The organism is Alkaliphilus flagellatus (assembly GCF_018919215.1).
Classification (GTDB): domain Bacteria; phylum Bacillota; class Clostridia; order Peptostreptococcales; family Natronincolaceae; genus Alkaliphilus_B; species Alkaliphilus_B flagellatus.
Map to the genome: position 1 here is coordinate 232,622 of NZ_JAHLQK010000002.1, position 26,507 is coordinate 259,128.

At 34.9% G+C, this 26,507-nt stretch carries 27 protein-coding genes and 1 pseudogene; 24 read left to right on the top strand and 4 right to left on the bottom strand.

The window, feature by feature from the left end:
- The first annotated feature begins 192 nt into the window (after window positions 1-192).
- The gene (locus tag KQI88_RS06015) at window positions 193-606 is read left to right on the top strand and encodes an NUDIX hydrolase (RefSeq protein ID WP_216415453.1); all 414 of its coding nucleotides are present in this window, start codon (window positions 193-195) and stop codon (window positions 604-606) included.
- Window positions 607-975: 369 nt separating this feature from the next.
- On the opposite strand, the gene KQI88_RS06020 is transcribed toward KQI88_RS06015, so the two are convergent.
- From KQI88_RS06020 to KQI88_RS06030, 3 genes are all read right to left on the bottom strand, one after another.
- Entirely contained in the window at window positions 976-1,746 is a 771-nt protein-coding gene (locus tag KQI88_RS06020) for a response regulator transcription factor (RefSeq protein WP_216415454.1), read from the bottom strand.
- Window positions 1,718-2,965 (bottom strand): sensor histidine kinase, encoded by a 1,248-nt coding sequence (locus tag KQI88_RS06025; RefSeq protein ID WP_330656088.1) that lies wholly within the window; start codon window positions 2,963-2,965, stop codon window positions 1,718-1,720. Before KQI88_RS06025 ends, KQI88_RS06020 begins: the two co-directional genes overlap by 29 nt.
- Window positions 2,966-3,254: 289 nt before the next feature.
- Window positions 3,255-4,412 carry a 1-propanol dehydrogenase PduQ gene (locus KQI88_RS06030; protein ID WP_216415455.1) on the bottom strand — a complete coding sequence of 386 codons (1,158 nt, stop codon included), beginning with the start codon at window positions 4,410-4,412 and terminating at the stop codon, window positions 3,255-3,257.
- A 464-nt stretch (window positions 4,413-4,876) separates the two neighbouring features.
- Here KQI88_RS06030 and KQI88_RS06035 point away from each other — a divergent pair, with 464 nt between their 5' ends.
- From KQI88_RS06035 to KQI88_RS06145, 23 genes and pseudogenes are all read left to right on the top strand, one after another.
- Window positions 4,877-5,803, top strand: a complete 927-nt coding sequence (locus KQI88_RS06035) for a choline kinase family protein (protein ID WP_330656089.1) — start codon at window positions 4,877-4,879, stop codon at window positions 5,801-5,803.
- 955 nt (window positions 5,804-6,758) lie between these two features.
- A complete protein-coding gene (locus KQI88_RS06040; RefSeq protein WP_330656090.1) occupies window positions 6,759-7,583 on the top strand; it encodes a hypothetical protein in 825 nt (274 codons plus the stop codon).
- Window positions 7,583-7,849: a hypothetical protein gene (locus tag KQI88_RS06045; RefSeq protein ID WP_216415457.1), complete on the top strand. Its 267-nt coding sequence runs from the start codon at window positions 7,583-7,585 to the stop codon at window positions 7,847-7,849. The genes KQI88_RS06040 and KQI88_RS06045 overlap by 1 nt, the downstream gene beginning before the upstream one ends.
- Before the next feature lie 116 nt (window positions 7,850-7,965).
- Window positions 7,966-8,262 carry a BMC domain-containing protein gene (locus tag KQI88_RS06050; protein ID WP_212381425.1) on the top strand — a complete coding sequence of 99 codons (297 nt, stop codon included), beginning with the start codon at window positions 7,966-7,968 and terminating at the stop codon, window positions 8,260-8,262.
- Window positions 8,263-8,288: 26 nt separating this feature from the next.
- On the top strand, window positions 8,289-8,591 hold the full coding sequence (locus KQI88_RS06055) for a BMC domain-containing protein (protein WP_216415458.1): 303 nt from the start codon (window positions 8,289-8,291) through the stop codon (window positions 8,589-8,591).
- A 48-nt stretch (window positions 8,592-8,639) separates the two neighbouring features.
- Complete coding sequence (locus tag KQI88_RS06060) at window positions 8,640-10,130, top strand: aldehyde dehydrogenase family protein (protein ID WP_216415459.1); 1,491 nt, start codon at window positions 8,640-8,642, stop codon at window positions 10,128-10,130.
- Window positions 10,131-10,214: 84 nt separating this feature from the next.
- Window positions 10,215-12,761, top strand: a complete 2,547-nt coding sequence (gene cutC, locus KQI88_RS06065; protein WP_334300597.1) for a choline trimethylamine-lyase — start codon at window positions 10,215-10,217, stop codon at window positions 12,759-12,761.
- Window positions 12,762-13,004: 243 nt separating this feature from the next.
- Complete coding sequence (gene cutD / locus KQI88_RS06070) at window positions 13,005-13,955, top strand: choline TMA-lyase-activating enzyme (protein ID WP_216415461.1); 951 nt, start codon at window positions 13,005-13,007, stop codon at window positions 13,953-13,955.
- 148 nt (window positions 13,956-14,103) lie between these two features.
- The gene (gene eutS / locus KQI88_RS06075; RefSeq protein ID WP_216415462.1) at window positions 14,104-14,457 is read left to right on the top strand and encodes an ethanolamine utilization microcompartment protein EutS; all 354 of its coding nucleotides are present in this window, start codon (window positions 14,104-14,106) and stop codon (window positions 14,455-14,457) included.
- Window positions 14,454-14,900, top strand: coding sequence for a EutP/PduV family microcompartment system protein (locus KQI88_RS06080; protein WP_216415463.1), 447 nt, complete (start codon window positions 14,454-14,456; stop codon window positions 14,898-14,900). The genes eutS and KQI88_RS06080 overlap by 4 nt, the downstream gene beginning before the upstream one ends.
- A gap of 12 nt (window positions 14,901-14,912) precedes the next feature.
- Entirely contained in the window at window positions 14,913-15,590 is a 678-nt protein-coding gene (locus KQI88_RS06085) for an ethanolamine utilization protein (protein ID WP_216415464.1), read from the top strand.
- On the top strand, window positions 15,572-16,417 hold the full coding sequence (gene eutJ, locus KQI88_RS06090; protein WP_216415465.1) for an ethanolamine utilization protein EutJ: 846 nt from the start codon (window positions 15,572-15,574) through the stop codon (window positions 16,415-16,417). The genes KQI88_RS06085 and eutJ overlap by 19 nt, the downstream gene beginning before the upstream one ends.
- A gap of 13 nt (window positions 16,418-16,430) precedes the next feature.
- The gene (locus KQI88_RS06095; RefSeq protein WP_216415466.1) at window positions 16,431-16,736 is read left to right on the top strand and encodes a BMC domain-containing protein; all 306 of its coding nucleotides are present in this window, start codon (window positions 16,431-16,433) and stop codon (window positions 16,734-16,736) included.
- The gene (locus KQI88_RS06100; protein ID WP_216415467.1) at window positions 16,730-16,993 is read left to right on the top strand and encodes a EutN/CcmL family microcompartment protein; all 264 of its coding nucleotides are present in this window, start codon (window positions 16,730-16,732) and stop codon (window positions 16,991-16,993) included. Before KQI88_RS06095 ends, KQI88_RS06100 begins: the two co-directional genes overlap by 7 nt.
- A 17-nt stretch (window positions 16,994-17,010) precedes the next feature.
- Window positions 17,011-18,339: a 4Fe-4S dicluster domain-containing protein gene (locus KQI88_RS06105; RefSeq protein WP_216415468.1), complete on the top strand. Its 1,329-nt coding sequence runs from the start codon at window positions 17,011-17,013 to the stop codon at window positions 18,337-18,339.
- A gap of 1 nt (window position 18,340) precedes the next feature.
- Window positions 18,341-18,889 (top strand): BMC domain-containing protein, encoded by a 549-nt coding sequence (locus tag KQI88_RS06110; protein ID WP_216415469.1) that lies wholly within the window; start codon window positions 18,341-18,343, stop codon window positions 18,887-18,889.
- Window positions 18,890-18,948: 59 nt separating this feature from the next.
- A complete protein-coding gene (locus KQI88_RS06115; RefSeq protein WP_216415470.1) occupies window positions 18,949-19,623 on the top strand; it encodes a cupin domain-containing protein in 675 nt (224 codons plus the stop codon).
- 23 nt (window positions 19,624-19,646) lie between these two features.
- Window positions 19,647-19,928, top strand: a pseudogene (locus tag KQI88_RS18565) (BMC domain-containing protein); the annotation flags it as partial.
- A 441-nt stretch (window positions 19,929-20,369) separates the two neighbouring features.
- Window positions 20,370-21,905, top strand: coding sequence for an acetaldehyde dehydrogenase (acetylating) (locus KQI88_RS06125; RefSeq protein ID WP_216415472.1), 1,536 nt, complete (start codon window positions 20,370-20,372; stop codon window positions 21,903-21,905).
- A gap of 1 nt (window position 21,906) precedes the next feature.
- Complete coding sequence (locus KQI88_RS06130) at window positions 21,907-22,557, top strand: phosphate propanoyltransferase (RefSeq protein WP_216415473.1); 651 nt, start codon at window positions 21,907-21,909, stop codon at window positions 22,555-22,557.
- 28 nt (window positions 22,558-22,585) lie between these two features.
- Window positions 22,586-22,885 (top strand): ethanolamine utilization microcompartment protein EutM, encoded by a 300-nt coding sequence (eutM, locus tag KQI88_RS06135; RefSeq protein WP_216415474.1) that lies wholly within the window; start codon window positions 22,586-22,588, stop codon window positions 22,883-22,885.
- Window positions 22,886-23,079: 194 nt separating this feature from the next.
- The gene (locus KQI88_RS06140) at window positions 23,080-25,191 is read left to right on the top strand and encodes a methyl-accepting chemotaxis protein (protein ID WP_216415475.1); all 2,112 of its coding nucleotides are present in this window, start codon (window positions 23,080-23,082) and stop codon (window positions 25,189-25,191) included.
- A gap of 112 nt (window positions 25,192-25,303) precedes the next feature.
- Window positions 25,304-26,053 (top strand): NPCBM/NEW2 domain-containing protein, encoded by a 750-nt coding sequence (locus KQI88_RS06145; protein WP_216415476.1) that lies wholly within the window; start codon window positions 25,304-25,306, stop codon window positions 26,051-26,053.
- Between the two features lie 127 nt (window positions 26,054-26,180).
- On the opposite strand, the gene KQI88_RS06150 is transcribed toward KQI88_RS06145, so the two are convergent.
- On the bottom strand, window positions 26,181-26,366 hold the full coding sequence (locus KQI88_RS06150) for an arginase family protein (RefSeq protein WP_216415477.1): 186 nt from the start codon (window positions 26,364-26,366) through the stop codon (window positions 26,181-26,183).
- Between the last annotated feature and the right edge of the window lie 141 nt (window positions 26,367-26,507).

Consider the following 26,507-nt stretch of genomic DNA (forward strand, 5'->3'; position numbering starts at 1 on the left):
AAAAATTGTTTTGTTAAAGACAATTTTCAGTTTTTTAGAAAGTAGAGTGAAAATTTTGCTCTACTTTTTTTGGTGCGCCCAGTAGTGGGGTTTTCTTTTTATTAGATTTATTGTAACATTTTTAGCAGGATATTAGGATAATAAAAGAGAAGGTATTTAATAAATATACTATGAATAAAAAGGAGTGATTTTATGCTAAAAGTGGACTTCTATGAGTTAAATACAGTGGAAGATAGTAAACTTCTATTTGCCGTTATTATGGCTAGGTATGAAGGGAAATGGATATTTGTAAGGCATAAGGACAGAACAACTTGGGAAATTCCAGGTGGACACAGAGAAGAAAACGAGAATATAGAATTTACTGCTTCAAGAGAATTGACTGAAGAAACTGGAGCAAAGGATTTTACTATTACACCTGTATGTATTTATTCAGTAGATGGAGGAAAGAGCAAATCTTTTGGCCAGTTGTTTTATTCTGAAGTGCACTGTCTTGACGAATTACCTAATTATGAAATAGGTGAAATTAAACTATTTAATAGTTTACCTGAAAATTTAACATATCCTTTAATTCAACCACACCTATTTAACTTAATATTTAATAAATAAAATCAGTATCGACAGATTATTAATTATCCAATTCTCAGGTTACTTTTACCGTATTCAACAATGATGATGTTATAAAATGTAATAACGAATTTTTTGGTGAAGAGGCTTACAAGGCTAAATTTAAAAAGTCCGATGGGCTAAAAAAATAGATGTTAATTTAAAAGGAGCTAATAATATCATAATAGAGTTTTCTGTTGATAAAAAAAGTGATTTAAATTATTTTCTTTTATTAGATCCAAAATTAAATTAGAATGATAAAGTATAAGAGCTATCAAAAGCATTAGGGACGGTTATTTTTGATTTTGAGAGTCTATAACCTAGATCAACAAAAAATATAGAAAACCTCACTTACAGTGAGGTTTTCGCAGTTCAATCATCTGATTTTAGTGAATATGCCTTTTTTCTATATGTCTGTGGAGTCATGTTCATCTGCGCACAGAATACCCTATTAAAATAAGATGGATCTGAGAAACCACATTCAGATGAAATCCGATAAGCAGGATAATTGGTTGTCTCCAATAATCTGCAGGCATATTGAATTCTCAGTTGAGTGATATACTCAGTAAATGCAACGCCCATTTCCTTTTTAAAAATACGACTGAAATATTTAGGATGCATAAACACCTTGGATGCAACCATTTCCAAAGTTAATTTTTCTCTCAAATGTTCTTTTATATATTTTATGGATTCATTGATGAAGTATTGTTGCTCATCCTCGATATTCATATTATTTTCTTTAGGCTTGTCCTCTATTAGAATATGACTGTTGGATGTCGTTTTTAACATTTTCTGAAATATCTCTTTGAAGACGGTAGGTTTGACAGGCTTTAAAAGATATTCGAAAACCCTAAGATTGATGGCTTTTTGAGCATATGAAAAGTCTGAATGGGCGGACAAAATAGTGATGCAAACGTTAGGTAGAAATTTCCTGATCTCCTGAATGGCAGTCAGACCATCTATTTCAGCAATCATTAAATCCATTATAATAATATTCGGTCTATACTGCCTTGCCAATTGAACAGCTTGAACTCCACTTCCACAAGTCAGTAGCTTATCCTCCGGAAGAAGCTGGTCAAGCACAACTGTTTTGAGGAACTCTTGTTCAAGTATTTCATCTTCTACAATTAATACCACATTCATCGCTAGCACCTCCCAATGGTTGTGTTGGAATCGTGATAGTTACTGTACTTCCAGAGTAGTCAGACTTTACGATTTCCAATCCGTAACGTTCTCCATAATATTGTTTTAAACGTTTATCCGTACTTCTAAACCCTAGACCCGATTTATTTTCAGACTGTTGTATTTTATCTAAAACATCCTTTGGGAAACCATTTCCATTATCCGCAATGGAAATAACGATCACCTTTTTATATCTTTCTGCGTAAATACTGATTTTACCCCCATCACGTTTTGGTGTGATACCATGAATAAGGGCGTTCTCAACAATGGGTTGTATTACCATATTGGGGATTCTGTAAGATTTAATTTTCTCTGGGACGTCTATGGTATATTCTAAACGATTTTTAAATCGTACCTTTTGTATATACAAATATTTTTCTATGTTGTCTATTTCAGAAGCTATAGTATGAAGCTGGTCATCTTGCTTTAAATTGTATCGTAGCAAATCGGAAAGACAGTAGATAAGTTCCTCTGTTGTATGGGAATGCTCAAAATACGCGATTCGGGCGATACAGTTCAAGGTATTAAACAAAAAATGTGGGTTAATTACTAAAGACATGTTTTTAGCTTCTAGATCGATAATCTTTTTCTCAAGCATTTCCTTCTCAATTGATAACCTTGCCACATTTGAATCCACATGACTAACACTCTCTGATAAGTCAAGAGAAATATTATTAGCAATGTGGCGGCACAACTGTTCGTGTATCTTAATTTTATTTAATTCTACAGTTTTCAATGCAGCAATAGCCTTAGCGATAAATTCTAATTCAACGTTTCTGTCATTTTTTAGAGACTGGACATCAATCATATATTTTTTATATTCTGTATCCTGCGAATATACCTGCATACCAGCTATATAACCCAAAGTCTCATCTTTCACCTTAATAGGTAAACAGATGTTTTGGAGTCCATATCGGCAGACAAAGCTACTCTCCTGATGGGGATTGAACTGACTTTTGTAGTCGCAGCATACCTGACCTCTCTTTTCCATGCATACATGGCTGCAAAAATCTGGGGCTGGGATAAGCTCAAGCAAAATATCGCCATTTGTATCTACCAAAAATAAGGAAATATCTGATAAGGATAAAATACCACTATAGCGGGTATATAAATTGGAATTTATAAATTTTTTAAGTGGATTATCGACTTTATTCATTCTTATAATACACCTTCCCGACATGCAATTCTTAATTGAAAAAATAAAAACTGCTGAGTTTATATTAGCTGAAAAGACTTTTTCAAATTTTAAAAAGCTTCTGTTGTTGTTATTTTAATATATAATATTAACAAAGTAAATAACATATCTTGGTTTACAATAAATAGCACACCCAAAAAAGACTACAGATATTTTCAAGATATTAGCTTTTATCGGGTATAAGCAATAAATAAACCTCCCCTTTGTAAGAAATGGGGAGGTCATTTCGAGAATAAAATATTTTTTATCTAATTTTTATGATTTTGAAGATTTATTAATAACACTTTTGATAAATTCTAATCAGATCTTCCTTAGAAGGTTGTTTTGGATTAGTAGGTGTACAGCGATCAAGCATGGCTGTTTGAGCCATTTGGTCCAGTGCTTTCTCAAATTCAGCTTGCTCAATTCCAAGGGCCCTTATATTATCTTCAATACCCAGTGCTTTTTTTAGTCTGCTAACAGCAAGCATGAAATTAACAGCTCCTTCACGACGTGTCCTAGCGGGAAGCTGCAGAACTGTTGCCAGTTTTGCGTATTTTTCGGTAGCATAACCGCTGGCACTTCCATCTAAGTCGGAGTTGAACTCCATCACTGCATCTAACATAAGTGCATTAGAGCGACCATGTGCAATGTGAAAAGTCCCTCCAAAAGCATGGGCAAGGCTATGATTGATGCCAAGACCTGTATTTGTAAATGCCATTCCTGCCATACAGGAAGCATTCTGAACACGATCCCTAGCATTAGCATTATTTATGTCTTTGTAGAGGGTTTCAAGATTTTCGAATATAAGTTTGATTGCTTTTTCCGCAAGAGCATCTGTAAAGTCCGTTGCATTTGTGGAAACATAAGCCTCTATAGCATGAACTAAAACATCTATTCCTGTATCTACTACTACACGTTGGGGGACATGCTGAATACAGGTGGAGTCTAGTATAGCAATATCTGGTGCTATAAACTCGTCTACGATGCATACCTTTTCCCCCTCATCAGAGGTAATGACGGAAAAGTCAGTTACTTCAGAGCCAGTTCCACTTGTAGAAGGAATCGCAATAAAGAGTGGTTTTTTTATTTCCATACCCTCTATGCTTCCAAACTTCCATGCAAAATAAAGAATTCCTTTGGCAGTATCAATGGCAGAACCTCCGCCGATTGCAACTAAAACATCTACATCACTTTCATTATAGAGCTTTAGCCCGTCTGCAATTACTTTAACATCAGGATCAGGGCGCACCCCTGAAAAAACTTTAGAGCTTATTCCCGCTTCGCTTAAGTAGTCTACCGTTTTTTGAAGATATCCCAATGTTTCCATTATGGAATCAGCAACAATAAATGCTCGAGATCCGGAAACCTCTTTTAAAAGCTGTAGGGATTGATTGTTAAAATGAACCTTCGATTTAAGTATAAATTTATCTTTTATAGTAATTACCTCCATTCGTAGGAAATTTTATTAAACAACATAAATAAGTTAATTAATTAACATATCAAGTTAAGCTAATGATTATTTATGATATCATACAAAACAATGGTTTTATTGAAGATTCACCATATAATTGTAGTACTATTGTATCTGATTGAAATCCGACATTGTACAAAATCTTTCTTCTTGAATAATGTCTGTTTAATGTGAATAAAGGTTTACTCTATGTTCAATGATTATCTATAAAAATATCAGTTTTTTATAGCATAAAAATGGTAACTGTCCTAAATAGTTCAGATAGCGTGAACTGGAAGTATGTATAAAGTAATGTATTGATTCTCTAGACTATTCTTGTTATAATAGATTAAACTTCCATTGGTTAACGACTCGCTTTTTAGGTTATTGCTTTCATTTAGAAAGCTGTACCTATCTGAAAATTGGATCCTCATAATGAGAAATAATAAATTTTAATATGTATGGTGGAATTATTGATGAAAATAGAAGAAATAGTACAAAAAAAGCTACGTATCGTTTTTAACGATGAAAGTATTGTATTCGATAAATCTCGTTTTACAGGTGGGCTTACTAATTACAACTATATTATGAATATCAAGGGCAAGGAATATGTTATTCGGCAACCAGGTGGTATGACAGATCAGATGATTGACCGAAAAATTGAAAAGATTAATAATAATATTGCATCGGAGCTGGGATTGAATTCTGAGTGTATTTATTTTGATGAGATCAACGGGATTAAAATTAGCGCATACATTCAAAACAGCAAAAACATTGCTCTTTCAAATCCACATTGTCCTACTAACTTGAGAGCTGTATCTAGTTTAATGAAAAAAACCCACTCTAGCCCAAAGTATTTTCCTAACTCCTTTGATTTTCAGACTGAGTTAAATAAATATGAACAGATAGTTAAAAAGCTTAACGGTGATTTTTTCTTTGATTATACTACATTGAAAAAACAACTACTTGACTTTTTAAAAGAAAATGTGAAAAATGTAATTTCTGTCCCCTGCCATAACGACACAGTTCCTGAAAACTTTGTTCTTGATAATAATGGCAGAACATATCTTATAGACTGGGAATATTCTGGAATGAACGATCCAAGCTGGGATGTGGCTGCGTATATTCTGGAGTCGAAGCTAACAGAAGAGTCAATTGAATACCTTATTTTGGATTACTATGGACAATTACCCACACCTGAAGAAGTATTAAAAATAAAATGCTTTATGTTAGCACAGGATTTGCTTTGGACAGTATGGGCATTAATCAGACACTACAATGGTGACGATTTTCTGGACTACTGTTACATTCGATACGAACGTTTTCGAAAGAACATAAAGGCAATTACAGTTTCATCGGAATACTCCATTGCTGATATGGTAAAGGATTAATCAGTTATATTTATAACTCCTTCTGTGGGAGATTATTGTATGATGTATCATACTGCAACATTTATAATATATAATATAGGGACTTATCACTGGTAAAGCGATAATGTTTAGATAATTTAAAAAAGACACTTTGAGAAATCAAGGTGTCTTTTGTGTTTTTATAGATATTATGAAATAAAAATTTCATTTTGGATGTGAATATTGATGTGCTTAAAGTACAACAAAGTATACAACATATTAGCTAAAAAACAAAATACGATACCATTAGTACAAAAAAGTTACGATAGTACAATAACACTAAGAAATTGAAGGATATTATACAGCAAAGTAGTACGATTTATGCCATGGAAAAATGCCTTGTTAAGTTATTATTAATATGACAAATTAAAATGTTTAAAAATTAAGAAAATCATAGGTAATCATTGCTAAGTAAAAATAAATCTTAAAATAATTAGAATCACATAAAGTTATAGAATCACATAAAATTATGGAAAGAGATCATCATTATATTTATATTTTTATATAGTTTTGCAGGAATTGTAATTTAATTTTTTAAGAGAAAACTTTCTAAAGCTCAAGCCCAAACAAGATTTTGCTATTATTTTAACAAATGCAAAACTATAGCGTGTTTTTTAATGATGATATAAAAAAACAAAAGAAAACCTAAGTGAGGGGAGTTTTGCTAATGAACAAAGCAACACCAGCAGCCAATGCACCTGCAATTGCTGCTAAAAACAAATTATCATCACAGTTCTTCAAAAAAGGTGTAACAATCGGCTTATTATCTGGCCTTGTTTACGGACTGTATACAGCGTTTCTAACGCTGGGTATGGCAAAAGGAGTTTGGGCTGACTGGTATGGTCCTAACACAGCTGGTTTATCCGCTTTCTTTATTACTTTTGTCCTAGGAGCATTAGGAAGTGCAGTAAATGATAGTATCAGTGGTGTTTTTGCATTGATCAACGTAGGAATTAAAGGTAAGATGGGTGACTTTTTTAGAACGATTAAAACTGTTCCTGGGGTTATGATGATTTTGGCAGCGTTAATCGGAGGACCGATCGCCAGTGCAGCATACATTATTGCGATCCAACAGGCAGGTTCTATCGTTATTCCAATTGCCGCTTTAAACACAGCAGTTGGTGCTGTTTTAGGTAAGGTTTTATTCAAGCAAGAGCTGAACAAGAGAATGGTAGCCGGCGTTGCGATTTGTGTTTCAGCTGGTGCTTTAATTGGTAGTACAGGTCTTGGTGGCGATGCACCGGAGGGATTAGTAACTGGAATTGGTATCGCATTGATTGCAGCTTTAGGATGGGGTCTTGAAGGATGCGTGGCTGGTTTCGGAACATCAATGATTGACTCTGAAATTGGAATTACCATCAGACAAACAACATCTGGTTTAGGAAACTTACTTATTTTACTTCCAGTCTTCGGTATAATTGGTGGAAATCCAAAGCTTTCCATGAGCTTAACACTTCAAGCCTTTACTAGTGGTCCTGCAATGATTTGGTTCCTTGTATCTGGTATTTGTGCATATTATACTTTTATGTTCTGGTATAAAGGAAATGGAATGTGCGGTGCTGCTCTAGGAATGGCTTGTAATGGTACTTATTCATTCTGGGGACCTTTCTTCAGCTGGATTTTATTAGGTGTAATCTTTGGAATGGAAGGCATGGAATTACCTCCAGTCGCTTGGGTTGCTGCTGTATTAATGGCAATTGGTATTTCAGTAATTGCAATGAACCCAATGGACTTATTTAAAAAAGAAGGAGGACAAGCTTAATGAAACCATTGAACTATGCTATTTTAAAACATTTCACAAAGGTAAAAGAAGCTTGTACAGAAGAAGTTATTGAGGCTCTAAAGAGTCAATATGGAAGCTTTAAGGCTTTAAATAAGGATGATGTACTAGCTGCATTAATGACTGCAGAGGCTAATGGTCTTCTTGAAGAATCAAGATTTGAACTAGATAAAACAAATGCGTTAAGAATTTACTATCGTGCACACAAAGAAGGTGCAGATACAATAAATAAATATATTAAAGACTGATAATTTGATTCTTACTTAAATTACAGGAGCTTAAATAACAAATGGACATTTATCAAGCAGGAGCAAAATGATTGAAAATAAACTAAACAATAAAGATTTGAAAGGATGAAAATAGGATGAGATACTACGGAGAAGAAGCATTAGGTCTTATTGAAACAGTAGGTATGGTTCCTGCGATTGAGGCGGCAGATAAAATGCTAAAAGCTGCTAATGTTGAACTTGTATCATATGAAAACGTGGGGTCTACTCTTGTTACGATTATGGTAAAGGGTGATGTTGGCGCAGTGAAGGCATCTGTAGAAGCAGGAGCAGCTGCCGCAGCAGCAATAGGTAAATTGACAGCACAAAATGTTATGCCAAGACCTATTCGAGCTATTGGAGATATCGTATCAATATATGATATTGATAAATAAGATAAAAAGGGAGAGAGGAACTACGTATGAGCAATTATAAAGCTTTAGGCTTGATAGAAACATTTGGTATAGTTTATGTTTTGGAGGCTGCAGACGCAATGTGCAAGGCTGCAGATGTTGAATTGATTGGTTTTGAAAACGTAGCTTCTGGCTATATTTCTGTGTTAGTTAGGGGAGATGTAGGTGCATGTAAAGCAGCTGTAGAAACTGGGATAAAAGCTGTTGAAGATATGGGCTCTGAAGTTTATAGCTCAGTTGTTATTGCAAGTCCTCATCAAGATATTGAAAAAATTATTGCACGCTATTCCCTTGAAATCTTGAACGCTTAATAAACCTTTTATATAGATATTTAATGGAAATGAAAAGGAGAGAGATAAATGAACATTATAGATAATGATTTGCTCTCCATCCAAGAGTCTCGAATTCTTATAGAAAATGCAAGGGAAGCACATAAAATGCTGGCAACTTTTCCACAGGAAAAACTAAATGAGATTGTTGAGCGTATGGCAGAAGAAGTTGGAAAATATGCCTGCGAACTTGCAGTTATGTCTCGAGATGAAACTGATTATGGAAAATGGCAGGATAAATATATCAAGAATCGATTTGTTTGCGAATATTTGCCAGCTAGACTTAGAGAAATACGCTGTGTAGGTATTATTAAGGAAGATAAAGAGAATAAGACTATGGATGTAGGGGTACCCATGGGTGTAATTGTTGCATTAAGTCCCGTAACTAGCCCTGTTTCCACCACTATATATAAAGCTTTAATTGCAATAAAGTCAGGAAATGCAATTGTTTTTTCGCCTCATCCTAGAGCGAGGAAGACAATTGGCAAAGCTCTTGACGTTATGATACGAGCTGCTGAAGGATATGGATTACCAGCAGGGGCTCTTTCATATTTGCACACTGTAACACCTGCTGGGACAATAGAATTAATGAATCACAGAGAAACTTCCCTTATTATGAACACTGGTGTTCCAGGAATGCTTAAGGCGGCACATAGGTCTGGAAAGCCTGTAATTTATGGTGGAAATGGCAATGGACCTGCATTTATTGAACGTACAGCTGATATAAAGCAGGCAGTGAGAGATATTATTGCCAGTAAGACCTTTGATAATGGAATGGTATCAGCGTCGGAACAATCTATTGTTGTAGATAGTTGTATTGCAGCAGAGGTTAAACAGGAAATGCAAAACAATGGTGCATATTTCATGACAGAGGAAGAGGCACAAAAACTTGGTTTACTGTTATTTCATTCAGATGGAAGAGTAGACTCTGAAATGGTAGGTAAATCTGCATTAGAATTGGCCAAGAGAGCAGGCTTTTGTGTTCCAAGCAATACATTAGTACTGATTTCTGAGCAGAAATATGTTTCTGATAGTAATCCTTACTCTAGGGAAAAACTTTGCCCGGTTTTAGCTTACTATATCGAAGACGATTGGATGCATGCCTGCGAAAAATGTATAGAGCTATTATTAAGCGAGAGAAATGGACATACCCTTGTTATCCATTCTAAAGATGAAGAGGTAATTCGCCAGTTTGCATTGAAAAAGCCGGTTGGCAGAGTGCTTGTAAATACGCCAGCCTCCTTTGGAAGTATAGGCGCAACAACCAATTTATTTCCTGCCTTAACTCTTGGAAGTGGATCAGCAGGTAAGGGAATGACCTCAGATAATGTTTCACCGATGAATCTAATTTACATTCGTAAAGTAGGATATGGTGTCAGAAATATAGATGATATAACTAATGGAGCTTTAACAAGGGAAAAGATATCTATGGGTTGTATGCCGCAGGCCGAAGAGCATAATCAAGATGGAATTAAGATGTTACATCATATCTTAGAAAAGGTTTTAAAAGAAATAAAATAGTTATTTAGATTTGTTTAAGTATTGTAAATAAATATATACAATCAGATAGTTAAATAAGAAATAATAAAAAAAGAACTGGAGGTAATGATTTTGGATATTCGTGAATTTTCAAATAAACTTGCAGAAGCCACCCAAAATATGTCTACAGAGGAACGATCATCTTTAATAAAGATTTTTGAAGGCATTTCAAAAGAAATCACAAAAAACGATACTACTAGTTACACACAGTCAGATACGAAAGATATGGGAGTTCCAGATGGAATAACAGAACGCCTAAAGAGACTAAAGGAAACCTATTTAAAGTGGCAACCTACTATAACTACACATCGTGCTCGTGCTATTACTAAGATTGCTAAGGAAAATCCTGGTATGCCGAAAACTTTACTAAGAGCTAAAAGTTTTCGCTATTGCTGTGAAACTGCACCTTTAGTAATTCAAGAAAACGAGTTAATTGTTGGGGCTCCTTGTGGTGCACCTCGTGCTGGAGCTTTTTCTCCTGATATAGCATGGAGATGGATGGAAGATGAAATTGATACAATCGGTACTCGTCCTCAAGATCCATTTTATATATCAGAAGAAGATAAAAAGTATATGCGTGAAGAGCTTTTTCCATTCTGGAAAGGTAAATCTGTTGATGAATACTGTGAAGACCAATATCGTGATGCGGGAGTTTGGGAGATTTCAGGGGAATCTTTTGTTTCTGACTGTTCATACCATGCACTAAACGGTGGTGGAGATTCAAACCCAGGTTATGATGTAATCCTAATGAAAAAAGGCATGTTAGATATTCAAAAGGAAGCACAAGACCACTTAAATAAGCTAAGTTATGAAAATCCTGAGGATATCGAGAAAATCTATTACTATAAAGCTGTTATTGAAACTACTGAAGGAGTTATGATTTATGCTAAGCGTTTATCTGATTATGCAGCTGAACTAGCAGCAAAAGAGACAAATCCTAAGCGTAAGGCAGAATTACAAAAGATTTCTGAAGTAAATAAAAGAGTTCCAGCTCATAAACCTAGCACTTTCTGGGAAGCAATTCAAGCTGTTTGGACTGTAGAGTCTTTGTTAGTAGTTGAAGAAAACCAAACAGGTATGTCAATTGGTCGTGTTGACCAATATATGTATCCTTTCTACAAGGCAGATATAGAAAGTGGACGTATGTCTGAATTTGAAGCATTTGAATTATCAGGTTGTATGTTAATTAAAATGTCAGAAATGATGTGGGTTACTAGTGAAGGTGGATCTAAATTCTTTGCAGGTTATCAACCATTTGTTAATATGTGCGTTGGTGGTGTTACCCGTGAAGGTCTTGATGCAACAAACGATCTGACCTATTTATTAATGGATGCAGTTCGCCACGTTAAAATTTATCAACCATCCTTAGCGACACGTATTCATAGTAAGTCACCTAAGAAATATTTAAAAAAGATTGTTGAAGTTGTTCGCTCTGGTATGGGATTCCCAGCGTGCCATTTCGATGATGTTCATATTAAGATGATGCTAGCAAAAGGTGTTTCTATAGAGGATGCCCGTGACTATTGTTTAATGGGTTGCGTAGAACCACAAAAATCTGGCCGTCTATATCAGTGGACTTCTACAGCCTACACACAATGGCCTATTGCTATTGAACTAGTTCTTAACAAAGGTGTTCCACTATGGTATGGCAAGCAGGTTTGTCCTGATATGGGAGATTTAAATAACTTTAAAACTTACGAGGACTTTGAAAATGCTGTTAAAGAGCAGATTAAATATATTACAAAGTTAAGTGGTATAGCTACTGTTATATCACAGCGTGTCCACAGAGAATTAGCTCCAAAGCCTTTAATGTCCATCATGTATGAAGGCTGTATGGAAAAGGGTAAGGATGTTTCTGCTGGTGGTGCTATGTATAACTTTGGTCCAGGTGTTGTGTGGAGTGGTTTAGCAACATATGTAGATTCTATGGCTGCTATTAAGAAGCTAGTATATGATGAAAAGAAATATACATTACAACAGCTGAATGAAGCATTAAAAGCTGATTTTGTAGGCTACGATCAACTAAGAAACGATTGCCTAAAGGCTCCTAAATATGGTAATGACGATGACTATGTAGATTTAATTGCTGCTGATCTAATTAACTTTACTGAGCAGGAACATCGTAAGTACAGAACTTTATATTCTGTTATGTGCCATGGTACGCTATCTATTTCTAACAACACTCCTTTTGGTCAGTTGACTGGCGCATCCGCAAACGGACGTAAAGCTTGGGTACCATTATCCGATGGTATAAGCCCAACTCAAGGAGCAGATTTTAAAGGACCTACTGCAATAATTAAATCTGTTTCTAAAATGGCTTGCGATAACATGAACCTAGGTATGGTTCATAACTTTAAGCTAATGGCAGGGCTATTAGATACAGCAGAAGGTGAGGAAGGCATTATAACATTATTACGTACTGCTTGTGCTATAGGTGTTGGTGAAATGCAGTTTAACTACTTAGATAACAATACATTAATCGAAGCACAGAAACATCCAGAGCAGTACCGCGACCTTATAGTTCGTGTAGCAGGCTACAGTGCATTCTTCGTAGAGCTTTGCAAGGATGTACAGGATGAAATAATAAGCAGAACAATGCTTACACACTTTTAGTTAAGATTATTATAAAATTAATCTAATTTATCCGATGGCTTACAATTTCAAAGCTCACACTTATAGAAGTGGGAGATGAAAATTGAATAGCCCCTGGATAACACGACTTTGCGTTCAACAGGAGTTAAAACTCCTGCTGAACTGAGTCTTAGTTTATCTGAAGGTCGGTGTTCTAGTTTATATAGAGTACCGACTCAGATAGACTAGATTATTATGAAAGAATTAAACGGAGGATTAGACAGTATGAGTAATAAAAAGGCAGCTACAATTGAAAGAAAAGCAGTTATATTTAATGTACAAAAATACAATATGTATGATGGACCAGGAATAAGAACATTGGTATTTTTTAAAGGATGTCCCCTACGCTGTAAGTGGTGCTCCAATCCTGAAGGGTTAGAACAAAAATATCAAGTTATGTTTAAAGGCAATTCCTGTACTGATTGCGGTGCTTGTGTATCTGTTTGCCCCGTTGGAATTCATTCTATTAATCAGGAAGGTAAGCATGTAATAAATAGAGATATTGATTGTGTAGGATGCCGCAAATGTGAAGATGTTTGTACTGAAGCTGCTTTGTCCATTGTAGGACAGGTAAAAACCGTATCGGAGCTTTTAGAAACAATAGAAGAAGATACAGCATTTTATGACATGTCAGGCGGCGGTGTCACTTTGGGCGGTGGAGAGGTAACAATGCAGTCGGAGTTTGCTGCAAACCTGCTTATGGCATGCAAACATGAAGGAATAAATACTGCAATTGAAACCTGTGGTTATGCAAAGGCTGAGGCCATTCTTCAAGTCGCTGAATTTACTGATTTATTCCTTTATGATTTAAAGCATATCGACTCGGAAAAACATTACCAGTTAACAGGGGTACGTAATGAGCGAATCCTAGAAAACCTAAAGGAACTGCTTCATCGTAGGTATAATGTAAAGGTAAGAATGCCTCTTTTAAAAGGTGTAAACGATAGTCAGGATGATATTGAAAGAGTAATACAATTTTTAATGCCTTATAAGGATTACAAGAACTTCAAAGGAATAGACCTGCTACCTTATCATAAATTGGGTGTAAATAAGTACAAGCAGTTAGATATGGAATACCCAATAAAGGGAGAAGTATCATTAAACAATGAGGATTTAGAAAGAATTGAAGGCTGGATTAAGAAATATGATTTTCCAGTTACAGTAGTAAGGCATTAATAAACTAGAGGTTATATAAAAAATCTTCCATTGAAAGATTATAGGATGATTTCTATGAAACCAATATACGGAAGTTATAATTTATCTACAATTATTTGAGGTTTATAATTTCCTATTGGCTATAAAAAATAGACTGAGAGGAATTTTTATGGGAGCTATTATTGAAAAACCTATAGAGCGTATTATACAAGAATCAGTGCCTGGAAAGCAGGTTACAATCGCTCACGTTATTGCATCTCCTATGCAGGATATATATGAACGCTTAGGTATTGATGATAAGGGAGCAATTGGAATCTTAACACTATCACCATATGAAACTGCTATTATTGCAGCGGATATTGTAACAAAGGCAGCAGATGTTGAAATCGGCTTTTTAGATAGATTTACAGGCTCTTTAATTATTACTGGAGACGTGCAGTCAGTGGAAACAGCACTTAATGCAGCAAATGACACATTAAAAACTCTGCTGAATTTTACTACAGCACCTATTACGAGAACATGAGAAAGAAAAGAGTAATGATAATTGGTCCTTCCAAAAGTGGGAAAACCACATTGGCAAATTGGTTAAATAATTATGATGGACCACTTAGAAAAACCCAAGATATTATTTATGGAAAAAATACTATAGACATTCCCGGTTCTTATATTGAAAATACATGGATGTATAAGCATCTGATTTCAGTATCTCAAGATGCATCCCATGTTTTAATATTAGTGGATCAGTCAAGATGTGATAATGTGTACTCACCTGGCTTTGCAAGGTCTTTTAGATGTCCAGTAATCGGTGTAATAACTAAAGTTGATTTAATGCTAGAAAACGAGAAGTTATGCTATAAGCAGTTAAAAGAAATAGGAGTAGAGGAGCCTTATTATAAAATAAGTGTTCCAATGGGAAAAGGTATGGGAGCATTAAAAGAACGCTTGTTTTCAAGACAAGAAAAGTAAAGGGGAATTAATATGAAGTTTATAACCGAAGAAGATTTACGGAACTTATTTAGAAAAGAACCTTTTACTACTTATGAGATAAAAGCAGGAGAAAGACTTACACCCGGAGGACGTCAGTTTTTATTAGATCGAGGGATAAATATGATTGAGGGTGACTCCTTGATTGAAAAAGGTACTGAAGATGAGAAGATGCAGCATAATGAGATAGAAACAAGAAATGACTGGAAGCAGAAAATGTTCTATACAAAGATGAAATCAATGGAAGTATTGTTTCTTATTACTGCAGAAGAACTTTTAAGTAGAGATGTTTTTTTAGCTCAAAGTGTTATAAATTTAGGCAAACAATTTTCAAATATTAAAAGTGACTTAAATAAGGATACTGTTGAAACATTCTGTTGTAAGGAATGTACAGGCATAACAGTAGGTAATATTTATGATGATTTGGATGACTGCTTTGAAATAACAGAGTTCCACATACAATTAGAAAAAGGTAGAGATATCATTATTCTGCATAGATTACGTTGTGCTCTTAGAGAGATAGAACCTTTTGTTTTAGAACTATTTGAGAACAATGACGGTGAAAATGAATTTTGCAAAGGGGTTATCGGGAAGGTTAATCAGAGTATTAATACCTTATCCCAAATGATTTGTTCTATTTTTGGAGGGAAAAAATGTCAAAGAGAGATTTAAATTATGAATATTGTGATCAGCTTATCCGAGACTTCGAAGATGTAGTGGAACAACCAATTGTAAGTAAATCTTCAGTTTACTACACTGGAGTAGATTTAGGTACTGCATGTGTTGTTTTGGCAGTTCTAGATGAAAACTATAAGCCAGTTGCAGGTGCTTACCGATATGCTGATGTAGTTCGTGATGGTATGGTTGTAGACTATATTGGTGCGATAAAAGTTGTTAGAGAATTAAAACAGGAGCTTGAAGTAAAATTAGATGCAGAACTAATTTATGGAGCTGCTGCAATACCACCAGGAACAGATATTTTAGACTCAGGAGCAGTTAAAAATGTGGTTCAGGCTGCTGGCTTTGAGTTAACTAATCTCCTTGATGAACCTACAGCAGCTAATAAGGTTCTTGGGATTCAGAATGGTGCAGTGGTTGACATAGGTGGTGGAACAACTGGAATTTCAATACTAAAAAATGGTGAAGTTGTCTATATTGCTGATGAGCCAACGGGAGGTACTCATTTCTCTTTAGTTGTTTCTGGTGCATATGGAATGTCATTTAAAGAAGCGGAGCTATATAAAAGAGAGCCTAGAAATCATAAAGAGCTATTACCTGTATTAAAGCCAGTAGTTGAAAAAATATCATCTATTATAAATCAACATATTAAGAATCATGATGTGAAGGAAATATATTTAGTTGGAGGAACTTGCTGTTTAACAGGCATTGAAGACATTATAGAAAAAAACACAGGTATTTTTACTCATAAGCCTCAAAATCCTATGTTTGTAACTCCTTTAGGAATAGCATTTAGCTGTACACAAGAAAGTATAGATTAGGAGATGTTTGATTATGGAATTTAGAGTTATTAAATCTCCATCAAAAGGCACTATTGATATTCTTATGAAACGACTAGGAACAGATGTTAATAATACCCTAAGTTGTGTCGATGCTATTGGTCTGGTGCAGGGGAGAATGATAGATATGATCTGTGCAGCTGATATTGCAGAGAAAGCTGTTGGTGTTACAGTAGCAGATATTAGAGGAAGTTGTCCACAAAATATGATAATGATAGCGATCTTTGGTGATACAGCTTCTGTTGAATCAGCTATTTTGGAGATTAAATGCAATTTAGAAAAGGAGAAAGCTATATGTTAGCTGGAAGGTTAATTGATAATGTATGGGCAACTAGAAAAGCAGATTCGCTGAATGGATTAAAATTTATGTTGGCAGAAGTAATTGGCGGTAGTAATATGGGTCAGCGGTTAATAGTTATAGATAACATTGGTGCCGGCATTGGAGATAGAGTTATTATTTGCACGGGATCAGCAGCACGTAGAATGTTAGGTAATGATGATATTCCAGTTGATGCAGCTGTTATCGGAATTATTGATGAAGATTGTAATTTTGAATAAATTCAGGAGGTACAATAATGAATCTTCTTGATATGGTAAGAGAAGCCGGTATTGTCGGCGCAGGAGGGGCAGGGTTTCCTACCCATGTAAAACTTGAATCAAAGGCTGAATATATACTTCTTAATGGGGCTGAATGCGAACCTTTATTAAGGGTAGATCAGCAGCTGATGGAGTTGTTCCCAGATGAAATTATAAAAGGCTTTGAAGCAGCAGGGAAATTTGTTGGTGCAAGTAAAGCTCTTATAGGTATAAAAGAAAAGCATAAAAAAGTAATTTCTATATTGCAGGAGAGAATTGATGCACTTCAGCTAGGGAACTTTGTTGAGGTGAAAGAATTACCAGATATCTATCCAGCAGGTGATGAGCAGGTACTAGTTTACGAACTAACAGGCAGGATCGTCCCAGAAGCTGGTATACCAATTCAAGTCGGATGTGTAGTAGTCAACTCAGAAACTGCATTAAATATATACTATGCATCTATTAAAGAGCCAGTTACACAAAAGTACATTACAGTTGCAGGTGATATTCCTAAGCCTTTAACAGTTAAAGTTCCAGTAGGTACACCTATTATAGATGTCTTAAAGTTAAGTGGCATTGAAAACTTCGATAATTATGCAGTTATCGATGGTGGTCCTATGATGGGTTCTATTATGAGCAATTTAGACGGGTATGTTACTAAGAAAAATAAGGGATTTGTAATTTTAAAAAAAGATCATTATCTAGTAAGAAAAAAATCTGTTAGTCTTGAGCAGGCAAGAAGAGTTAACAGGTCTGCCTGTGAACAGTGCCGTATGTGCACAGATATGTGTCCTCGTTATCTGCTTGGACATGAAATGCAGCCCCACAAGATGATGAATGCTTTAAATTATGCACTAACTGATATTGAAGGTCAAAAGGTGGCACAGCTCTGTTGTCAGTGCAATTTATGTGAATTATTTTCATGCCCAGCAGGGCTTTATCCTAAATTTGCAAATACCTATTTCAAAGAAAAACTGGCAGAGCAAAATATAAGATATAGACCGAAGAAGTCAGAGTTTACAGCCCGTAAAAGTCGAGAATATCGTTTGCTTCCAAGTAAACGTCTTATAGCTAGATTAGGTTTGAATAATTTTGATAAGCCAGCTCCTGTGACAGCAGTTAAAGTAAACTCAGAAATAGTACACATCTCGACGAGGCAGCATGTAGGGGCACCTGCGGTTCCTGTTGTTTCCGTCGGTGATCATGTTGAGCTAGGCCAACAAATAGGTAAAATTCCTGAAGGCAGCTTAGGCGCTACTATACATGCAAGTATTTCAGGAAGTGTAGTTGAAATTGAAACAGATTTTATTGCAATAAGGAGGGACTAATATGCCAAAAGCAATAGGAATGGTTGAATTTGCAAGTATTGCACGTGGAATATATGCAGCAGATCAAATGGTAAAGGCTTCTGATGTAGAAATAGTTACAGCTGGTTCTACCTGCCCTGGCAAATATATTGCAATTGTTCATGGTGATGTTGCATCGGTTAATGATTCAGTGAGTACTGGAGAAAGATTGGCAGAAGAATATTTGGTTGATTCAATTGTTATACCCAATGTTAGTCCTCAGGTATTTCCGGCAATTACAGGTGCAACCATGCCAGATAGTATTCAGGCTTTAGGCATTATCGAATCTTTCGCCCAAGCGACCATGATTATCGCTGCCGATGCAGTCCTTAAGGCAGCAGAGTTACAGCCCTTAGAATTGCGTTTAGGAAATGGATTGGGAGGGAAGTCATTCTTTACTTTCACTGGCGATGTGGCGGCTGTACAGGCTGGTATTGAAGCTGGGAAGTCTGCTGCTAAGGATAATGGTCTCTTAGTAAATATAGAGATTATACCTTCTCCATCCCCTGTATTGGTGACATCTTTACTTTAATATATAAGAATTTATTTGGATAAAAGGTGTCTTAATACTATAGGAGAGGATGTGAAAACATGAAAAAATTGATTTGTGCAAAGGATGTTGAGACTGCTGGAAATCAAGGGAAAAAAGTGATTTATATTGACAGCAATACAATTATTACTCCTTCAGCAAAAGATGTAGCAAAAGCATGTGGAATAGAATTTTCTACAGAAGCACCTGTTTGTGAGTCAAAGAGTGCTTGTGAAGCAAAAGTAGCTGAAACAGTTAAAAACTGTGGTGAAGGACTGGACAGTGAAATGATTTATAATCTACTCAAGGCTATGATGGACAAGGGACTTTTAAATGGAATACTGGATTCAATTATGAAGCCTAAGCCCTATGAAGCTGAAACTGCTTCTAATGGATTAAAGGTAGTACGTGGTAGCTCTGTAAAGTTTGATACTTTTGATACTGGAAGTCCTAATGCAAAGGTATCCTATCAAGAGTTAATCAGTAAAGAAGAGTCTGCTATGAGTGCTGGCTTCCTAACTATTGATCATTCCAAATTTGACTGGGAACTAACTTACGAAGAAATTGATTATGTAATTGAAGGAACCTTAACAGTCACCATTGATGGTAAGACTTTAACAGCATATCCTGGTGATGTAGTCTATGTTCCATCAGGTTCTAAAGTTACTTGGGGTTCCTCTGATAAAGCTAAGATATTTTATGTTACCTATCCAGCCAATTGGGCTGATCTTGTATAAGCTAAAGCTAGGGAGGGTTAGCAATGCAGGCACTTGGATTAATTGAAACAAAAGGACTTATTGCAGCTACAGAGAGTGCAGATGCTATGCTAAAGGCGGCAGCTGTGAATCTCTTAGAAAAAACATATGTTGGTGGCGGTCTCGTTTCCATTGCCATAACTGGTGATGTTGGAGCTGTGAAAGCAGCTGTAGAGGCTGGTGGGGCGGCAGTAAGAAAAATTGACGAAAAACTACTTATTTCACAACATATAATTCCACGTCCACATGAGGAATTAAGCAGCATAATTGTAGCAATAGAAACAGAACAAGAAGAAACACAAATTGAAGAAATTGTAACAATAGAGACAGGACAAGAAGAAACGCTAATTGAGGAAATTATGGTAATAAAAACTGAGCCAGAAGTAGTAATAGTTGAAGATTCAATAGTGAAAGATTCAAAAATAGATGAATCTCAAGAAGAAACAATTGCTTCTATAAAGCTAGATTACAATAAGCTTAATAATAAGGAAGCTGTAGATAAGATGCTACTTGAATATGGCTTAGAAGAAACTATTGAGGCGCTTAGAAAGGTTGCGGTTGCAAAACTTCGAAATCTAGCGCGTGAATATAAGGACTTTGGTATAAAAACAGGGAAAATATCTAAGGCAGACAAGAAACTGCTAATTGCAGAGTTTAGAAAATATTACGAGAATAACTAATTAAATTTAAAATATAGATTAAAACACTATAAAAAAGGAGGGCTATGCTTGGAAAGTATTGATCGTGATTTACGTTCAGTACAAGAAGCAAGAGACCTTGCACGATTAGGAAAAATTGCTGCAAATCAGCTTGCTGACTATACTGAAGAGCAAATTAATAAGATTTTATGCAACATGGTTAGAGTGGCGAAAGACAATGTAGTTTCTCTGGCTAAAATGGCTGTAGAGGAAACTGGATTTGGTAGAGTTGAAGATAAGACATATAAAAATCATATGGCTTCTGTTATGCTTTATGATTCAATTAAAGATATGAAGACTATTGGTGTTATCAAAGAAGATGTAAATCAGCAAGTAATTGATATTGCTGAGCCTATGGGTTTATTAATGGGTATTGTACCATCAACGAACCCAACATCTACTGCTATTTTTAAATCAATAATAGCAATTAAATCACGTAATGGAATTGTTTTTTCACCACATCCTTCAGCATTAAAATGTACACTTAAGGCTGTAAGTCTAATGCATGATGCAGCAGTAGAAGCAGGGGCTCCTGCAAATATTATAAGTAGTATTTCTACACCAACTATACAAGCTACAAACGAGCTAATGAAACACAATGATATTGCTATGATTATTGCAACAGGAGGCCCAGGAATGGTAAAGGCATCCTATAGTGCTGGTAAGCCTGCTTTAGGTGTTGGTGCTGGTAACTCACCAGCTTACATTGAGAGAACTGCTAATATCCAAAAAGCAGTTAGTAACATTATTGCAAGTAAGACTTTTGATAATGGTACAATTTGTGCATCTGAACAATCAATAATTGTAGAAGAATGTAATCGTGAAGAGGTAGTAGCTGAGCTTAAAAAGCAAGGTGGATACTTTATGACAGCAGAAGAAACTATAAAAGTTTGTAAGCTGTTATTTAAGAATGGTCACACAATGAATGCTAAGTTTGTAGGTAGAACTCCACAGGTTATTGCAGAAGCAGCAGGGATTTCAATTCCAGAAGGAACAAAAATTCTAATAGGGGAGCAGCAAGGCGTTGGTGAGGAATATCCATTATCATACGAAAAGCTGACAACAGTTATCGCTTTCTATACAGTGAAGGATTGGCATGAGGCATGTGAACTTAGTATACAACTACTTCAAAATGGTATAGGACACACTATGAGTCTTCATACTGAAGATAGAGATATGGTAATGAAGTTTGCTAAAAAGCCAGCATCTCGTATTTTAGTTAATACAGGCAGTGCCCAAGGTGGAACTGGTGCAAGCACAGGCCTTATACCTTCCTTTACACTAGGTTGTGGTACATGGGGAGGAAGCTCAGTTTCTGAAAATGTTAGTCCAATGCATTTGATTAATATCAAAAGAGTTGCATATGGTTTAAAGGATTGTAGAACATTAGCTTCTGCTGATTCGTCTTTTAACTATCCTGAACTTAATAACTACAAAGTGAATAGTGAAACAGGATGCCGTGGAGCGAGTTCTTCTTTAAATGGAGTAAACATAGATTGTGCAGATAATGAAAAGCTTTTAAATCTAGTGAATGAACTAGTAAAAGCTATGAAGGGAGTCAACTAACATGGACAATTGCGAAGCTGTCTTAAAGCTCTTTCTAGAGGCAGTTCAAGCTAACATGTCTTCAGTAGAAAAAAAAGAAGATATCTATGAAATTCCAGTAGGTGTTTCCAACCGCCATGTTCATCTCTCACAGGCAGATGTGAACTGCTTATTCGGGGATGCCTATCAGATGACCAAAATCAAAGATTTGTCACAGCCTGGACAATATGCTTGTAAGGAAACAGTGACAATCTGTGGACCAAAGGGTGCAATTGAAAAAGTTAGAGTTCTTGGTCCAGTGCGTAGTAAGACTCAGGTAGAAGTGTTAGTAGGAGATTCCTTTAAGTTAGGTGTAGCATCGCCCATAAGGTTATCAGGTGATTTACATGGAACACCTGGCATAACATTAGTAGGTCCAAAGGGTTCTGTTCAAATTACTGAAGGTCTAGTTGTAGCACAACGACATATTCATATGAATTGTGAAGATGCTAAGCGCTTAGGCGTACAAGATGGACAGGTAGTCTCAATTGAGGTTGATGGTCCAAGAGGTGGTATTTACAATAATGTTGCCATTAGATCAAATGATACGTCTGTTTTAGAGTTTCATGTTGACACAGAAGAAGCAAATGCTATGAGTATTAATTCGTTATCTAAAATTAAAATTATAAAATAAAAAACAAAAAAATTAGGAGGAATGAAAAATGAAATATGATGCATTAGGAATGATAGAAACAAAAGGTTTAGTTGGAGCTGTTGAGGCTGCAGATGCAATGGTTAAGGCAGCAAATGTTTACCTAGTTGGTAAGGAGCACATTGGTGGTGGTTTAGTAACAGTAATGGTAAGAGGTGACGTTGGTGCTGTAAAGGCAGCAACAGATGCTGGAGCTGCAGCTGCACAAAGAGTTGGAGAATTAATTTCAGTTCATGTTATTCCACGTCCACATGTTGAAGTTGAAAGTATTCTTCCAGCAGGAAAGTTAGAAAAAGAATCTGTAAAATAAGAAGAATCAATATGACTTTCACTAAACGGTAGAGCTTTAGCTCTACCGTTTAGTTGTTAGTGCATCCAGTGTGGGCAGTAACTAAGGACATAAATTAAAATAATATAGACTATTTCTGCAGATAAATTTTAGAATGACGCTATTGGGTAAAAGAATATTAACTATAAGGACAAATGAAAAGGGGCGTATGGGTAATGAGATCAATTAAATCGAGAATGCTTATAAGTATTTTATCAATTGTTTTAGTAATATTCACATCAATTATCGGATTTTTTACATTTAAATTCAATAGTATAGAAGAAAAAAATGCCATAGATTATGTAGAAGCAGTAACAGAAAAATATGTAGAGTTAGTGCAAAGCGAATTAGAAGATGCATTGACTATTGCTGAAACAATATCTAATGCATTTGAAGGAATGAAACAAAGTGGAAATATCGATAGAGCTACAATGAATGAAATTATGAAAAACACTATAAATAAAAATATAAACTTAGTAGGAGTATGGACAAATTGGGAGCCAAATGCTTTAGATGGGAAAGATAGTGAATATGCAAACACTAATTATCATGATCATACAGGAAGATTTAACCCTTACTGGAATAGAGGGAGTGGTACAGTTGTTCTTGAGCAAGGTGCAGATACATATGATAATTTAGATGAGAATGGATTATGGTATCAAACTTCTAAAAACTCAAAACAATCAGCAGTTTTAAAACCTTTTACTTACAAGCTGCAAGGAAAAGATGTTACTTTAGTTTCTGTTACGTCTCCTGTTATTTATAATGATGAGGTTGTAGGAGTTGTGGGAGTAGATATTTCTTTAGATAGATTACAAGAGCTTATATCAGGTATAGCCTTATATGATAGTGGATATGCTCAATTGGTTACTGAAGAAGGGCTAATTGTAGGACACAAAGATAAAGAGCGTATTGGAAAAAATATATTTGAACTATTAGACAGTGAGGAAATCAAGCAAGCTATATCTAATGGAGAACAATTGATATTGGAAGAAAATATTTCTTTTAATGAAGAAAAGCAAATTTTAATATTGGACCCTGTAATGACTGATAAAACAGACTTTAAATGGTCTTTTATATCTGTTATACCTCAAGATGAAATATATAAGGAATTAAATAAATTTATAACTATAGCTATTATTGTAAGTGGTATAGGAATTCTAATATTAATAGGGTTTATTTTAATTATTACACAATCTATATCGAGGCCAATTGTAGATGTATCCCAATCCATTAAAAAACTATCTAATTTTGATCTAAGTATTGATAAAAATAGTAAATCAAAACAATATTCAAATAGAAAAGACGAAATAGGACTTATGTCTAAATCTTTAGAAACCATGCAGGAAAATTTCATTAGTTTAATTAAAAGTGTTTCAGATACTTCCCACCAGGTAGCTTCTTCTTCTCAAGAGCTAACAGCTATTATTGAACAATCATTTATGGCTTCGGAGGAAATAGCGAGAGCAATTGATGGAATAGCTAGGGCAACTAATGAACAAGCTAATGACACAGAAATAGGAGCAGGAGAAGTTGATATATTAGGAAAAGAAATAGAAAGCAATAAAGAAGGTGTAAATAGATTAAGCAACGCTGCAAATGAAGTAGATAGTTTAAAAAATGATGGAATTAAAATTGTGGAAGATCTTGTTGAAAAAACTAAGGCTAGTAATAGCTCTGTTACTGAAATATCTGAAATTATAATAAATGCTAATCAAAGTGCAGAGAAAATTGAAAATGCCAGTCAAATGATAAAAAGCATTGCAGAGCAAACAAATTTATTGGCTTTAAATGCAGCTATAGAAGCAGCCAGAGCAGGTGAAGCTGGTAGAGGATTTGCAGTTGTTGCAGATGAAATAAGAAAACTGGCAGATGAATCTAACAGGTTTGCAGGAGAAATAACTATAGCCATAGAGGATTTAACAGATAAGACAGAGTATGCAGTTGGCACAATGCAGGAAGTTAGTCAAATAATAAAACTTCAAACGGATAGCGTAGCAATAACAAGCACGAAATTTAATGGGATTGCTTTTGCTATTGAAAATGTAAAAGAAGCAATAGAATCTATTATTCAATCAGGATTAAAAATGGAAAATAAAAAGGAAGAGATTATAGGAGTAATACAGAGCTTATCGGCTATATCTGAGGAAAATGCAGCTACCACAGAAGAAGTATCCGCTTCTGTAGAGGAACAAGCTTCATCTATGGCAGAGATTTCAAATGCCAGTGAGGCCTTATCAAAACTAGCAGAAGAAATGCAAGATGGTATTGCTAAATTTAAATATTAGATAATATGGAATCTAGGCGTATACCAGTACTTCTTTACACTTGATAACTTTGTAGATAATTTATCAAATTTATATTATAATTATAATATAAATTAATAAAAAGAGGTGCTTTATGAGAAAAAAGGTAGTTTTATCATTATCTTTATGTAGCATACTTATTTTTACTTGTGTGTATTCTCAAGACAAGGCAGATTCAAAAGTAAGTGTTCAAGCGGATAAAGAAAACGTTGCATACTTACAGGAAAGTTCTAATGATACTAATAGACTTAAAGATGAACTTATTACTGAAATTGAAAAAGAAAACACCTCTCTACTTAAGGAAAATAAAGAGTTGAGGGAAGAATTAAGTAGACTTAAAAAGCAATTTAACTATATAAAAGAAAATAATGATGCAAAATTTTATGGGCATACTATTTATTTTACATTAAATAAAAGATATCATTCAATGTTTAGGGAAAACTCTTGGAAAGATGGTACTAAGTTTACAGTTAGTGGAAAAATTTATTCTCAAGGTATAGGTTTTGATAGAGCAGATAATGAAGATAGAAGTTATTATTTTGCAAAGCTATATAATGAAGATATGGCATATTCAAAACTAACTGGATATATTGGCATAGACGATTTAGCAAAGGATCTATCCGACTCTGAAGTTACTTTTACCGTATTCAACAATGATGATGTTATAAAGTGTAATAACGAGTTTTATGGAGATGTGCTTTATAAGACCAAATTTAAGAAATCAGATGGATTACAGAAAATAGATATTAATTTAAAGGGAGCTAATAATATTATAGTAGAGTTTTCTGTGGAACAAAGTAGCAATTTGAATTATTTCGTTTTACTAGAGCCTAAATTAAAATAATTATGTTTATCAATAAAGGATATAGAAAACCTCACTAAGTAATAGCGAGGTTTTTTATATTACAGATATTTAAAAGTATGGTCAAGCAGCTCCATGCAGGTTTTAACAGTTATTCCAGATTCGTCATCTAGTGTAGGATTAATTCTACAAAGTCCATTGAAGTTACAAATCTTTCTTTTAATAATTTTTCAATTGTAAATTTACCTTCATCTAAAGTAAAACCGTTAGGCTCAGGTGTTCCTGTACCTGGCACAAGGGAAGGAGCTAAAACATCTATATCAAAGCTTAAGTGAACCCCATCTCTAAAAAGCATTGGGGACGATTTTTTTTGATTGCTATTTTTTATATTTGTATTTAAAAAATATATAGATAGGGACTTAGATATAGATATATCTAATGATAAAGATTGGTACAAGTATGTTATATTGTTAATATAATAACTACCTATATAGTC

Bases quoted from the DNA above. Each gene is read 5' to 3' on its own strand.
- KQI88_RS06050 (WP_212381425.1), top strand. From the start codon at position 7,966: ATGAGATACTACGGAGAAGAAGCATTAGGTCTTATTGAAACAGTAGGT.
- cutD (WP_216415461.1), top strand. From the start codon at position 13,005: ATGAGTAATAAAAAGGCAGCTACAATTGAAAGAAAAGCAGTTATATTT.
- KQI88_RS06100 (WP_216415467.1), top strand. From the start codon at position 16,730: ATGTTAGCTGGAAGGTTAATTGATAATGTATGGGCAACTAGAAAAGCA.
- KQI88_RS06130 (WP_216415473.1), top strand. From the start codon at position 21,907: ATGGACAATTGCGAAGCTGTCTTAAAGCTCTTTCTAGAGGCAGTTCAA.
- KQI88_RS06015 (WP_216415453.1), top strand. From the start codon at position 193: ATGCTAAAAGTGGACTTCTATGAGTTAAATACAGTGGAAGATAGTAAA.
- eutS (WP_216415462.1), top strand. From the start codon at position 14,104: ATGGGAGCTATTATTGAAAAACCTATAGAGCGTATTATACAAGAATCA.
- KQI88_RS06030 (WP_216415455.1), bottom strand. From the start codon at position 4,412: ATGGAGGTAATTACTATAAAAGATAAATTTATACTTAAATCGAAGGTT.
- KQI88_RS06145 (WP_216415476.1), top strand. From the start codon at position 25,304: ATGAGAAAAAAGGTAGTTTTATCATTATCTTTATGTAGCATACTTATT.
- KQI88_RS06115 (WP_216415470.1), top strand. From the start codon at position 18,949: ATGAAAAAATTGATTTGTGCAAAGGATGTTGAGACTGCTGGAAATCAA.
- KQI88_RS06080 (WP_216415463.1), top strand. From the start codon at position 14,454: ATGAGAAAGAAAAGAGTAATGATAATTGGTCCTTCCAAAAGTGGGAAA.
- cutC (WP_334300597.1), top strand. From the start codon at position 10,215: ATGATTTTGGATATTCGTGAATTTTCAAATAAACTTGCAGAAGCCACC.
- KQI88_RS06095 (WP_216415466.1), top strand. From the start codon at position 16,431: ATGGAATTTAGAGTTATTAAATCTCCATCAAAAGGCACTATTGATATT.
- KQI88_RS06150 (WP_216415477.1), bottom strand. From the start codon at position 26,366: ATGCTTTTTAGAGATGGGGTTCACTTAAGCTTTGATATAGATGTTTTA.
- KQI88_RS06110 (WP_216415469.1), top strand. From the start codon at position 18,341: ATGCCAAAAGCAATAGGAATGGTTGAATTTGCAAGTATTGCACGTGGA.
- KQI88_RS06140 (WP_216415475.1), top strand. From the start codon at position 23,080: ATGAGATCAATTAAATCGAGAATGCTTATAAGTATTTTATCAATTGTT.
- KQI88_RS06020 (WP_216415454.1), bottom strand. From the start codon at position 1,746: ATGAATGTGGTATTAATTGTAGAAGATGAAATACTTGAACAAGAGTTC.
- KQI88_RS06060 (WP_216415459.1), top strand. From the start codon at position 8,640: ATGAACATTATAGATAATGATTTGCTCTCCATCCAAGAGTCTCGAATT.
- KQI88_RS06085 (WP_216415464.1), top strand. From the start codon at position 14,913: ATGAAGTTTATAACCGAAGAAGATTTACGGAACTTATTTAGAAAAGAA.
- eutJ (WP_216415465.1), top strand. From the start codon at position 15,572: ATGTCAAAGAGAGATTTAAATTATGAATATTGTGATCAGCTTATCCGA.
- KQI88_RS06025 (WP_330656088.1), bottom strand. From the start codon at position 2,965: ATGTCGGGAAGGTGTATTATAAGAATGAATAAAGTCGATAATCCACTT.
- KQI88_RS06055 (WP_216415458.1), top strand. From the start codon at position 8,289: ATGAGCAATTATAAAGCTTTAGGCTTGATAGAAACATTTGGTATAGTT.
- eutM (WP_216415474.1), top strand. From the start codon at position 22,586: ATGAAATATGATGCATTAGGAATGATAGAAACAAAAGGTTTAGTTGGA.
- KQI88_RS06105 (WP_216415468.1), top strand. From the start codon at position 17,011: ATGAATCTTCTTGATATGGTAAGAGAAGCCGGTATTGTCGGCGCAGGA.
- KQI88_RS06045 (WP_216415457.1), top strand. From the start codon at position 7,583: ATGAAACCATTGAACTATGCTATTTTAAAACATTTCACAAAGGTAAAA.